The sequence below is a fragment of the Adhaeribacter swui genome (assembly GCF_014217805.1).
Classification (GTDB): Bacteria; Bacteroidota; Bacteroidia; order Cytophagales; family Hymenobacteraceae; genus Adhaeribacter; species Adhaeribacter swui.
The window spans coordinates 2,242,944-2,255,720 of sequence record NZ_CP055156.1 but is presented as its reverse complement, the minus strand read 5'-3'; the positions used below and the strand labels follow the sequence as shown (position 1 = coordinate 2,255,720).

Below are 12,777 nucleotides of genomic sequence, written 5' to 3'. Positions count from 1 at the left end.
CCTTTTAATTTATTGCAATATGCCCAAAGAACTTTACTTTTTTATTGCCTTTATTGCCGGTAGTGGTATAGCGGTTCAGTCCGGGGCCAATGCCCAATTGCGGCTCTTGATTAATAACCCTTTAATTACCGCTTTACTATCGTTTTTGGTGGGCACTTTTGCTTTAATTGCTCTGGTGATTGCTACGGCATCCAGGGAATTACCTTCGTGGCAAGTACTTACGCATATTGCCTGGTGGAAATGGCTAGGTGGTATTATGGGCGCTTTTTACATTTGCTCGGTAGTAATTACAGCACCTAAGATTGGGGCTGCTAATACCTTAGGTTTTGTAATGGCAGGCCAGTTAATATTTGCCGTGCTGTTCGACCATTTTGGCTGGTTGGGCTTTCAAGCGCACGCCGTCAGTCCCATGCGTCTTTTAGGCGTAGCGCTGCTGTTGCTCGGTATTTTCCTGGTTCAGAAGTATTAGTTTAGATGTTAGATATTGGATATTGGATATTGGATGTTAGATTTTTTAAATATAATAACAGTATAAAAATAGCCGCGGCTTACAAGTAAACCGCGGCTATTTCTTTTAAAATTTTAAAAAATCATCATCTAACGTCTAATATCCAACATCTAATATCCTATGTCTAAATCTCAAAAGAAGCCAATTTTACAAATTGCTGTACGCGTTCCTGCACTTCGGTTTCGGTTAAGTTGATAATCCGTTCGGGGCCAAACTTTTCGACGCAGAACGACGCTAAAGCCGAACCATGTATAACCGCGCGTTTCATGTTTGCGAAAGAATAATCGTCGGTTTTAGCTAAGTAACCAATAAAGCCCCCGGCAAAAGTATCGCCGGCACCGGTGGGGTCAAATACTTCTTCTAAAGGCAAAGCCGGGGCAAAAAACACTTGTTCCTCGTGAAACAATAACGCGCCGTGTTCGCCTTTTTTAATAATTAAGTATTTAGGACCCATTGCCATAATCTTCTTGGCAGCTTTCCGTAAGGAATAATCGCCGGCCAATTGGCGGGCTTCTTCGTCGTTAATGCTCAGCACATCTACCAGGGCAATGGTTTGCATTAAATCTTCCAGCGCAATATTCATCCAGAAGTTCATGGTATCCATTACAATCAGCTTCGGACGATTTTTTAACCGCTCAATTACTTGCTTCTGCACCTGTGGGGCCAAGTTGCCCAGCATTAAATACGAACAATCCTGGTAACTTTCCGGAATAACCGGGTCAAAGTTGCCGAGTACGTTTAGTTCCGTTACCAGCGTTTCGCGGCTGTTCATATCGTTAAAGTAGCGGCCTTTCCAGAAAAACGATTTTTCGTTTTCTTTCACCTGTAAGCCTTCGGTATTAACCCCGTGTTCCTGCATCATGGCAATGTCGGATTTTAAAAAATCACCGCCTACTACCGATACTAAATTAACCGGCTTCACGAAATTGGAAGCTGCCAGCGCGATAAACATTCCCGCTCCGCCCAAAATTTTATCGGTTTTACCAAAAGGGGTTTCTAATGCGTCGAAAGCCACTGACCCAATTACTAATAAACTCATTCTATAATTTTAAAATTTTAAATTTTCCAATCAATACAAAGGGCAAAAATAGGATAATAATTAATACCTCGGCTTAATCTGGTTTTTAAAGCACCCGGTTACTTTGTTGCCTTAACCAGAATAGCAAGCAATATTTATTTACCGTTCAGCCAATTTGCCAGGATTTTTGCCTGCTCTTTGGTTGGCTTTTCCAAGGGAGTAATTTTGTAGCTGCGGATTTCGGTAGGCACCAGCGGAAATTCTAAATTTAATATCTGACCATCGCGGTTTACCAGTAAGTTTATTTGCTGCCCTGGTCTTGCCCCGGCTAACGACTGATTAACATCATCGGTTATGCGGTAGCCGTTTAAAGCCAGAATTTCGTCATTTACGTTCAGGCCTCCCTTCCAGGCGCTGCCATCCCGCGTTACCGAAGTTACTATTTGCCGTCCGCTCGTTAAAGAAAATTTAGCCCCCAGCACCGCTTCTTGCTTACCGGCGTTTTGATTTACAAAATTTAAACCCGCGTAATTAAAGTAAGTAGCATAATCCGGTGTTTTGGTACCGTACACGTAATCGTTGAAAAAAGCATCCAGTTTGACACCCGCAATACTTTCGGCGGCTTGCTTAAACTCCGCTTCTGTAAAACCGCGGTCCAGCTTTTTGTAATACTGTTGATACATTTGGCGCATCACATCATCCAGGCTTTTCTGGCCCTTAGTACGATACATAATTTCCAGATTTAACAACAAGCCAATAACCGATCCTTTGGAATAATACGAAGTACCGGCATTATTAGAGTTTTCGTTGGGGCGGTAATACTTAATCCAGGCATCAAAACTGGCCTCAGCCGCTGATTGCACCCGAACACCCGGTGCATTTTCTAAAGCAGTAATATCGTCGGCTTGGGCTTTTAAATATTGTTCGTTCGTCAGAAATCCGCTTCGCCGCACAATAATGCTGCCGTAATAACTCGTAAATCCTTCTGAAACCCAAAGTAAATTGGTGTATGTTTCGGCATCGTAGTTAAACGGACCTAAGCCGGCGGGCCGCAAACGTTTTACGTTCCAGAGATGAAAATATTCGTGCGCCACTAAGCCCATGATGGAGTTATACCCGGCCGGTGAACCATAGCTCCATTTTTTAACGTGCAACGTAGTAGAAAATTTATGTTCCAGGCCACCGCCGCCAATAGGTAAATTATGAATAATAAATAAATACCGGTCTATGGGCATTTCGCCTATAACCTGCGCTGCTGTGGAAGTAACTTTTTTTAAATCAGCTAAAAACTTTTCTTTGTTTACGTTCGATTCGCCGAACATAGCTACCTGGTGCGGCACCCCGTTTACTTCAAACTGCCATACCTCGTGGTTGCCAATTTCAATTGGCGAATCTACCACTTCGTCGTAATTAGCGGCCCGGAAAGTAAAAGGTTGATTAGCCACTGCCGGCAGTGCCGTTGAAACTACTTTCCAGGTTTTGTAAGGAACTACTTTAATTTCGGAAGCTTCGTTTTGCAAGCCATCGGGGTACATAAACATGCTGGCGCCATTTACATAACCGTGCTCGGCGTTTAAAAAGCTGGTGCGTACGGTTAGTTCAAAAGCATAAACTTTGTAGGTTACTTTTACTTGCGGAGCTTTAGCGGCATAAACCCGCCAGGTATTTTTCGTTATTTTCTCAAACCGGATCGGTTGATTGTTGGCGGTTGCAGTAAAACCTTCCACGTTCTTGGCATACTCCCGCACTAGGTAAGAACCCGGCGTCCAGACGGGCATTTTTACATCCAGGTACTCTTTACCGGGATTATCAAACACCATTTCTACCTCAAAATAATGCGTTTGCGGCTCGGGCATGCTTAAGGTATAATTTACCTTAGCCAAGGCCCACAACTTAACCGGAGAAAATAAAAAAATTAAAAAAAACAGAAGCAAATAGACTTGCCGGAAGGAATGCTGCATCATTACGAAAGAACTAAAACAAAAAAAATTAAAAATCACCTCGGCAGAGAAATACCTATTCAGCTAGCTTTATCAGTAAATCTGCTCTGGTGTGGGGTGCCGGGTAAATATACAGCATGCGAACGAAGTTTCCAGCTAATTGCAATTTGAAATAAAGCTTCGCCCAGCAGAACCAAATCAACCACAGGAAAAATCAGGAATTAAATTTTTTAAATAATTGATGCCTGCACTTTGGCGGAAACAGAATTTGGGTTGGCCCGGGCATAAAAAAACCTGCCTGCTTCATTAGACATGAAGCAGGCAGGCTATAAATCCTTTAAAATCTTACCAAGTTACCGACTGTTTCCAGACCAGTGATCTTCTCAGATCTTAAAAATAATGTTCATCTGTTTTAGCCGGTAAAACCGGATTACAACAGACCTCCGTTGAAGGATACAACATTATTCAAACCTGATAAAATTTGTTTGGGACTAGACATTTGTACCTCCTTTCTTTAAATCCGACATATCTCACCGGGGTTGCCAAGCACCTTATGGCGCGGCCGGTAAGCCGTAGCACTCACTACTATGTTATAAAGATAATTTTTATCCATTAGGTTCAAAAAAAATCGGGTAATTTTTTATAAATATTTTTGGAACTGAATCAAAATCAACTCCTTAAAATTGCAACTTTATAACGGTAGGATTAGGCAAAAAGCTTGTTTTTATACAACTACCTGTAATATAGAAAGTTATAATTTTATTAGATTCTTCTTGGCCTTCCATTATTAGTTTGTTTTCCGGAGTTTGTATGATCTGTTATCCTATCAGAAATCAAAACCAAGAATTTATTTCTTTATAATAGCTTGCTTTTGCTAAGTAAAAAACCGGACAACATTCTAAATGAAGCAAGGGAACGGTTATTACACGCTAACTCCACATTAGTAGCAATTAAAAAATTATTAAATACCGTCCTAAAGTTACTTCCCACACGTACTAAATTTATAAAAAACGGGTTCTAAAAAAAGGTAACGGAGAAATTGCTGAAACTTGGAAATTGACCAGCTAACCGTTATATTACTTATCTAACTTGGAAAAATGTACTTATGAAAAACCGATTAATGGCACTGGTTCTTTTTTTAATTTACAGTAGTTTAACCTTTGCCCAAACCACCGACAACTCTCCGGTAGGCACCTGGACCAACGAAGATAAAGAAGCCCGCTTCGAGATTTATAAATGCGGCAGCAAACTGTGTGGCAAAATAGCCTGGCTAAAAGAACCGCTACGCGAAGGCAAACCCAAGTTAGACCGCGCCAACCCCGACAAAAATTTACAAAACCGCCCCATACTTGGTTTGCCTTTTATGCAAGATTTTGAATTTGCCGGCAATAACAAATGGGATAACGGCACTATTTACGACCCTAAAAGCGGCAAAACCTATTCGTGTTACATGAAAGTTTTAAATAAAAATCAAATGGAGGTAAAAGGATATATTGGCATCTCTTTGATTGGCCGCACACAAAACTGGACCAGAATAAATTAAGTATTTAACTACCAACAAAAACAAGAAGGGGAGCACGCAGAACGGCTCCCCTTTATTTTTTACCAGCACACCCGCCTCACCCAGTGGGTACAAACACCTGGCTAAAGCAAATTTTTAAAAAACTTCTTCAATTTTATATTGCTTATCCCGGAAAGTAAAAGTATCGCCGGAAGTTTTATCGGCCATGGCTTTAAAAATAGGCGACATGGTAGAAATAGCGTAGTATTTTTCGCCGTTTAAATTTATTTCGCCCACGCTCGCCGACACAAAATATTTCTGCGAGTTGGTATGCACCACGGAGCCCAACGTAATAATCTTATTCTCTTTAGTAGCTACAATTCTTTTTAAAATAGCTAAGCCCGTAATAGCCTCATCCATTTGCTTGGCAAACATATCGCGCTGTATCTGGCAGGCTTCCCGGAAAGATTCAAATTTATCTTCTATGCCTGCGCCCTGGTGTTCGTTGGCACTTTCCTGCGCCTCATCCATGGCGCTTTTAGCCGTTTGAATCTGCACATTCTGAATGCGCAGGCATTCGCTAAGTAAACGCTGTTTTATTTCTAAATTTTTTGACGTTACTAACATAATTTAAAATAATTACTCTTTATATCCATTAAATCTTACAGCTAGCAAAAGGAACCTATATTACTATTAATAAGAAAAACTGTTTCGTAATCGGGATTAAATATTAACGAAACCGGAATACTACTTTATTACTTGCTAATGGCATGATGTTTATGACGTTTAAACAAAACAAGTACAGGCTAGTAACATTGGCCTTTCGTTATTTTTACAAGTTTGCTTCTTACTTCATTCTGCCCGCTTTAGCCTTATTATTTGGTTATTGTTAAGTAAATGTTAAACTATTTAAATCCGGAAATGTTATTTATTTTACAAAACTGAATGTTTGGCTTTAACTCTGGCAGGGCTTTGTTACTTACTTTTAAAAATCTTTTTGGCAAAAGCAAAGGTTCACAAACCACTTGTAAACGGCAATCGGGCTTTACCAGCGCCGACCAGGAGGCCTATGCCCAATGGCGGCAGAGTAAAACTTATTTAAACTGGACTCCCGACCTTTTTAAAGCCTACCATTTTGATAAAGCCGGTATCAGGCCAGCTTATAAGTTAGAACGATTGCAGCATCCCGGCAAAAACGGGGTTATTTTCTTTTTCGACGATCGCATTGGCGAACAAAATTTCCGCTTTCTGCATGAGTTATTTAAAGACCAGGTGTTGCAACTAGGCTACCGGCTACACTCCGCCGATATGCGCACTACTAAAAAAGATAATTTATCCGAAACTATTTATAAGTACTACTTTACGCCGCCGCCGGCTTGTTTAAACAACTCCGCCATCTGTAATCAAATGTATGGTAATGTAAGCCTCGATTATATTGTACTGGATGCGCAACCTTCTTTTATCCGGATTATAGCTAATTCTTACCTCAGCTGTGCTTTCTCCCAAGCTCAACCTTTTGAGGAACTGTTGGATTATTTGCTGACTCGCTCCGATAAAAATCAAGCTTAACCTTTTAATTCAATAAGCCCGGATAAGCTCTTGAAATCAACGGAATACCCGTTCTTTTATTTGTAGCCCACAAGTATTTTTTTTAAAAATTTTGTAGTTTAGACCAGTACTTTGGTTTATTACTACATGGCAAAACGGCTACTTTTTTTATTCATTTTATTTTGTTTCGCGCAGCTTGCCCGGGCCACGCATATTGTTGGCGGCGAATTTGAATTAGAACACCGTTCTGGCTCCAGTTACCAGCTTACCTTAAACATGTACTTTGATAATTACAACGGCAACCCGGGTGCCTTGGATCATTCGGTTATTGCCAGCATTTTTGATAAGCGCACCAACTTACTCATGCAGCAAGTATTTATGCCGCTTGCCTCCGTTACACCAGTTGCCTATACCTCTATTGCCTGCACCAATGCTGCTTTAAGTACCAGCAAACTGGTTTATACCAATACGCTACAGTTAAACCAGAATTATTACGACAGCCCCGCCGGTTACTACGTAGTCTGGGAAAGATGCTGCCGGAACAATGTTATAACTAACATCCAAAGGCCCCAGGATGCCGGCCAGGCTTTTTATATGGAGTTTCCGGCCGTGGTAAAAAATAATCAACCATTTATTAACTCCTCGCCCAAGTTATTCCCGCCACTCAGCGATTATGCCTGCGTAAACGAACTTTTCTATTTTGATTTTGCCGGCACCGACAAAGACCAGGACTCCTTGGTTTATGAAATGATTACTCCTTTAAATGGTTATAGCACGCCTGCTACGCCTCTACCTCCGGATCCGTATGCCGGCCCCTACCCTACTGTTCGCTGGTCCGATGGTTTAGGGGTAAACAACCAAATTCCGGGTAATCCCAGTATTTCCATCGATCGGTTTACGGGCCGGTTAACGGTTAACCCCAACCACGTAGGTTTGTTTGTATTTGGGGTGCGGTGCAGCGAGTACCGCGATAATGTAAAAATCGGCGAAACCCGCCGCGACTTTCAATTGCTGGTTTTAAACTGCCCCTCTAATGCCAAGCCCCAGATACTGGCCCGCGAGCAAGGCAACCCAACCTTTTACCACGAAGGCGACACTTTGCGGTTAACGCCCACCAGCAATCGCTGCATCGATATTTTTATGACCGATCCCGACCCAGATGAACCACTTACTATTACTTACCGGCCGGTTAACTTTGCCTTATCCGATCAGATTTTAAGCATTACGCAGGGCGTAGTAAACCGGAACGGTGCCAAAGACTCTTTGCAAGCTACGGTATGTTTCCCAACGTGTCTGAATTCGCAGGGTAAAGTGTATTTGCTGGACGTAATGGTAAAAGATAATGGTTGCAGCTTACCCAAAATAGATACCATTCGGCTGGCCATAATTGCCGAACCTTTACCCGATCAACCTCCTGCTATTCGTACAACTGCTCCCGATACTATTATACTGGCCAAAACGGGCGATATTTTAAATTTTGATGTTATTGGCAGCGACCCGGATAATGAAGTAGTATCTGTAAAATTAAAACCCCGTAATTTTAAACTACCCGGTCAGAAAATCACTTTTCCGGCAGCTTCCGCCGCCGGCACCGTAACCGTACCTTTCCGGTGGGAAATTGATTGTGCTGCCATGGGTCAAAGCAGTTATTTACTCGATTTCGAAGCTACTACCTTAAATTGTAACCAACCCGTAACCAAAACCACCACCATCGAAGTACGACCAGAAAACCAAAACGGTCCGCCCGAAATACGTACCTTACTGGCCGGACAAACCATTAAAATTCCGTACGGTGGTTCGGTTAAAGATTCTGTTTTTGGCCTGGACCCGGATGTAAATGCGATTATTTTGTCGGCAACCGGCGACGGGTTTAACATGGCCGATTATGGCATGCAATTTACCCCGGCTTCCGGCAACGGCTCCGCGAGAACCTTATTTTCCTGGACACCCGATTGCAAGTCTTTGGATAGAGAAACTTTTAAGGTAGATTTTGCAGTGCAGGAAAATGCTTGCCAGGCTTACCCGCCCGCCATAAAAAGTGTAACGTTTATAATTGAGCCACAAAAGTCCGATACCTTTAAACCAGCCAATATATTTACCCCGAACGGCGATGGTTTAAACGACTTTTTTGAATTACCCAACTTACCCCCTGATTTTTGCGAAAGCGTTTTCGCCAGCATTAAAATATTTAATCGGTGGGGCAACCAGGTATATACCAGCAACGACCGGGCATTTAAATGGACCGGTAAAGATGCAACCGATGGCGTTTACTTTTACTTAATCAAGTTTTCGGATAAAGAGTACCGGGGCTCCGTAACCTTAGTGCATTAGCCGTTAGCCGCTTTTAAAATTCAGGATAAGAAATTTTTAAATTTTTGCTTTTTCGGAAAACAAAGCCAGCGGCACGAACAATTATATGGAGATATTTACTATATCCGGGTCTGCGCCATTGTAGGGGCAACCTTTTAGCTAGTAATTAAAAAACAGGAAAACCAGGTAAATACCTACCCACAAAATATCCATAAAATACCAGTACGTACACAACATGGTTATTTGCTGCCGGCGATACGGGTTCCGGATGAATACTAACGTGCGGATAGGGTTAAGGGAAGCATGCAAGGTTCTGAGCAAAATATAAGATAAATACAAGAACCCTCCCAGCAAGTGCACGCTGTGCAGCGCCGAAATCAGGTAAATATACGTACCCGAGCCGCCCCCCTGAAATGGAATGCCGTGCATCGCCATTTCGCGCCAACCAGCAATCTGCGACCACACAAAGCCCATTCCGAGCAACAAGGTGGCCCACAATGTAATCTTTAATTTCAACAGATCGTCTTTGCGGTAAAAGTAAGACGAGCGGCTAATTACAAAACTACTGAGCAAGATTAAAATGGTACTGAAACTAAAAAACTGAGGGAAATGCCGGTTAATGGGGCCTTCTTCTAATAAACGGGTCCGGATGTAAGCTACCATTAAAATTAAAAACAGCACCGATATGCCTACTATTACCAAATACAGCATCATTAAAAAAGGATGTACCTTTTCGATGCGGGAAAAAGTAGAACTGCTGGAGGTACCTATCGTATTTTTGTTATCCGGTTCCATATATGCCTCACTTCTGCTGGTAATACAAAAACTAAAAAGAACAATGCTAAACGTTACGCATTACGTTTATTACCAGACAAATTACGAAATATTTATACTTTGCAAAAGCAGGATTTACACTTCCTATTTGCGCTCTAAGAACGTACTGCCACCAAACAACGCGCATTGATTTTAATCCAACTCGCCACTTATCTTATAACGTAGGTATAACAAAAAACCGCCAGGAATGGCTCCTGTTTTTTTAAGTTTTTAAAAATCGTGCGGCGTTTACCTTACCCATTTTACTTAGGAATATACCGGGCTAATAAATTAAAAGAGCTTCTGCACTTAACTACTAATTAATTTAGTCAAATATTACTTTTTGGCTTGTCGGCCATGGTTTTAATTCCGCAATAATTCCGCTGGTTTCCAGCTTTAAATGGTTAAATTTGTTTAATTAAATTTACCAGATTGCAACGTATTATTTTAAATATGAAACAGGCTGTTTTTTTATTAACCGTTATTTTGGGTGCTGCCTCCATTTTCATAAGTGCTCAGGCTCAAACTACATCTGCCACCGGTAAAAACCCGCAAGCAGCCCATTTTGGCCAGCCAGTTTCGGCGAGCAAGGTTATTCCGTCTACGCAACTACCCCAAGTTTTAGCTGGTAAAGATTCGGTGCAAGCCACTGTAACCGGCGTAGTGCAGGATGTTTGCCAGGTAAAAGGCTGCTGGATGGACGTAAAACTAAGCAACGACACCCGTATGAAAGTACGCTTCCGCGATTACGGCTTTTTTGTACCCAAAAACTTAACCGGCAAAGAAGTAGTGTTTGAAGGTACCGCTTACCAGGAAGTTATTTCGGTGGCCGACCAACAGCATTATTTAAAAGATGCCGGCAAGTCGGCAGCAGAAATTCAAGCCGTGATAAAACCAAAAAAAGAAATAACGTTTGTAGCCGATGGCGTACAATTAAGATAATCAAACCATTATTTTAAAAAAAGCTACTTACCAGTAGCTTTTTTAATTTTTGGGTATTCCGGCTACCGAAATAAACGTAGGATTTGTAGTTTTACTTAACAAACCGTACCAGCCTTATGAACGAACTTCAGGCGCAAGCCCGTATTCAGGAACTTACCCAACGCATCCATTACTTAAATCATCAATATTACCAAAACAGCATTTCGGAAATAAGCGATTACGATTTTGATATGCTGCTCGAAGAACTAAACCGCCTGGAGCAGCAATATCCGGTCTACCGTTTACCCAACTCGCCTACGCAGCGGGTGGGGGGCACCATTACCAAAACGTTTAAAGCCGTTAAGCATAAATACCCGATGCTCTCGTTGAGCAATACGTACTCCGAAGAAGATTTACGGGAATTTGATAAACGCGTGCGCAAAGTACTCGAAGGCGATTTTGAATACATCTGTGAACAAAAGTTTGACGGGGTTGCGATTAGTTTAACTTACCAGAACGGAGAGCTGACCTTAGGTGCTACGCGTGGCGATGGTACCCGCGGCGACGACATCACGCAAAACATTCGTACCATCCGGGCTTTGCCCTTGCATTTACAGGCCGGCGATTACCCCACCGAGTTTGAAGTGCGCGGCGAAGCCTTTATGCCTTTTTCGGTGTTTCAACAATTAAATGCCGAGCGCGAAGACATTGGTGAGATATTACTGGCTAACCCACGGAACGCTACTTCGGGTACTTTAAAACTGCAGGACTCCTCGGTAGTAGCCAAACGGAAACTCAGTTGCTTTATGTACAGCTTGCTGGCCCAACCCTTGCCTTTCGAAACACATTCGGAGTCGTTGGAAGCGCTGCAACGCTGGGGGTTTCCAGTTTCTCCTACGTATCGCAAATGCGCCACCCTCGACGAAGTGCTGGCCTACATTAACGAATGGGAAACTAAGCGCTTTACCTTACCTATCGCTACCGACGGCATTGTGATTAAGGTAAATAACTTTCATCAGCAGGAAGAACTAGGGTATACCGCCAAAAGTCCGCGTTGGGCCATTGCGTACAAGTACAAAGCCATGAGCGCTTCGTCGCGGTTGCAAAGTATCCGGTACCAGGTGGGCCGTACAGGCGCGGTTACCCCGGTAGCTTTGCTGGAACCCGTGCAACTAGCCGGCACTACAGTTAAACGGGCTTCTTTGCATAATGCCAACGAAATTTTACGTTTGGATATTCACGAGGGCGATGTGTTGTTCGTGGAAAAAGGCGGCGAAATTATTCCTAAAATTACCGGCGTAGATAAAAGCCAGCGTTTACCCGATAGCCAACCGGTAAAATACCGCGATACCTGCCCGGCCTGCGGCACCCCGCTGGTGCGCACCGAAGGCGAAGCGCATTTTTATTGCCCAAATGATACCGGTTGCCCACCGCAGATAAAGGCCAAGATTGAGCATTTTATTACCCGCCGGGCCATGAACATCGAGAACCTGGGCCCGGAAACGATTGAACAACTGTACGACGAAGGCTTGGTACGCAATGTAGCCGACCTGTACGATTTAAAATTTGAACAATTAGTAAACCTCGAAAGGTTAGGCGAGAAATCGGTAAATAACTTATTAGCGGGTCTGGAAAAATCGAAAGAAGTGCCATACGACCGGGTATTATTCGCCATTGGAATCCGGTTTGTGGGGAGTACCGTGGCCCGCAAAATTGCCGACCGCTTTGCCAGCATCGAAACCTTACAAGCTGCCAGCTACGAAGATTTAATTAATGTGCCCGAAATCGGCGACCGCATAGCCCTTTCTATTTTAAGTTATTTTAAAAATGAAGAAAATTTAAAATTACTGGAACGCTTAAAAGTAGCCGGGTTGCAATTTAGCCGCGAAGAAAATCAGATGGCTACATCTACCAAACTAGCCGGGCTTACCTTTGTGATTTCGGGTGTATTTGAAACACATAGCCGCGAAGAACTGCAGGATTTAATTACCCAAAACGGTGGCAAAGTAGTTAGCTCTATTTCCAAAAAATTATCGTACCTGGTAGCCGGCGACAAGATGGGGCCAGCTAAACTGGAAAAAGCCAATGAACTAGGCATTAAAATTATTTCGGAAGCCGAATTCATAAGTATGCTGGCTTAAATCGATAAATTTTTAAAAAATTTAACAATCAGCCTTTAAGAAAACCTACTTATCAGCCAGAAACTCCGGATTTGTAC

Annotated in this window: 10 protein-coding genes; 6 read left to right on the top strand and 4 right to left on the bottom strand. The window is 42.6% G+C overall.

Features of this window, described 5'->3' with window-relative positions:
* Nucleotides 1–19 precede the first annotated feature (19 nt).
* The gene (locus tag HUW51_RS09915) at nt 20–469 is read left to right on the top strand and encodes a DMT family transporter (RefSeq protein ID WP_185273851.1); all 450 of its coding nucleotides are present in this window, start codon (nt 20–22) and stop codon (nt 467–469) included.
* A gap of 163 nt (nt 470–632) precedes the next feature.
* On the opposite strand, the gene HUW51_RS09910 is transcribed toward HUW51_RS09915, so the two are convergent.
* Together HUW51_RS09910 and HUW51_RS09905 are read right to left on the bottom strand one after the other, a co-directional pair.
* Nucleotides 633–1,547, bottom strand: a complete 915-nt coding sequence (locus HUW51_RS09910; RefSeq protein WP_185273849.1) for a PfkB family carbohydrate kinase — start codon at nt 1,545–1,547, stop codon at nt 633–635.
* A 134-nt stretch (nt 1,548–1,681) separates the two neighbouring features.
* Nucleotides 1,682–3,487 (bottom strand): M61 family metallopeptidase, encoded by a 1,806-nt coding sequence (locus HUW51_RS09905; RefSeq protein WP_262891335.1) that lies wholly within the window; start codon nt 3,485–3,487, stop codon nt 1,682–1,684.
* A 1,084-nt stretch (nt 3,488–4,571) separates the two neighbouring features.
* Between HUW51_RS09905 and HUW51_RS09900 the strand changes: the two genes are divergently transcribed.
* Complete coding sequence (locus HUW51_RS09900; RefSeq protein ID WP_185273846.1) at nt 4,572–5,009, top strand: DUF2147 domain-containing protein; 438 nt, start codon at nt 4,572–4,574, stop codon at nt 5,007–5,009.
* A 114-nt stretch (nt 5,010–5,123) separates the two neighbouring features.
* Here HUW51_RS09900 and HUW51_RS09895 read toward each other — a convergent pair whose 3' ends face one another.
* Nucleotides 5,124–5,594, bottom strand: a complete 471-nt coding sequence (locus HUW51_RS09895) for a hypothetical protein (RefSeq protein ID WP_185273844.1) — start codon at nt 5,592–5,594, stop codon at nt 5,124–5,126.
* Nucleotides 5,595–5,912: 318 nt separating this feature from the next.
* Between HUW51_RS09895 and HUW51_RS09890 the strand changes: the two genes are divergently transcribed.
* Both HUW51_RS09890 and HUW51_RS09885 read left to right on the top strand, forming a co-directional pair.
* Nucleotides 5,913–6,536 (top strand): hypothetical protein, encoded by a 624-nt coding sequence (locus HUW51_RS09890; RefSeq protein WP_185273842.1) that lies wholly within the window; start codon nt 5,913–5,915, stop codon nt 6,534–6,536.
* A 126-nt stretch (nt 6,537–6,662) separates the two neighbouring features.
* Nucleotides 6,663–8,846: a gliding motility-associated C-terminal domain-containing protein gene (locus tag HUW51_RS09885; protein ID WP_185273841.1), complete on the top strand. Its 2,184-nt coding sequence runs from the start codon at nt 6,663–6,665 to the stop codon at nt 8,844–8,846.
* Between the two features lie 138 nt (nt 8,847–8,984).
* Here HUW51_RS09885 and HUW51_RS09880 read toward each other — a convergent pair whose 3' ends face one another.
* On the bottom strand, nt 8,985–9,620 hold the full coding sequence (locus tag HUW51_RS09880) for a cytochrome c oxidase subunit 3 (RefSeq protein ID WP_185273839.1): 636 nt from the start codon (nt 9,618–9,620) through the stop codon (nt 8,985–8,987).
* Nucleotides 9,621–10,091: 471 nt separating this feature from the next.
* Between HUW51_RS09880 and HUW51_RS09875 the strand changes: the two genes are divergently transcribed.
* Nucleotides 10,092–10,580 (top strand): DUF4920 domain-containing protein, encoded by a 489-nt coding sequence (locus tag HUW51_RS09875; RefSeq protein WP_185273837.1) that lies wholly within the window; start codon nt 10,092–10,094, stop codon nt 10,578–10,580.
* Between the two features lie 116 nt (nt 10,581–10,696).
* Nucleotides 10,697–12,700, top strand: a complete 2,004-nt coding sequence (gene ligA / locus HUW51_RS09870) for an NAD-dependent DNA ligase LigA (protein WP_185273835.1) — start codon at nt 10,697–10,699, stop codon at nt 12,698–12,700.
* The last annotated feature ends 77 nt before the right edge of the window (nt 12,701–12,777 follow it).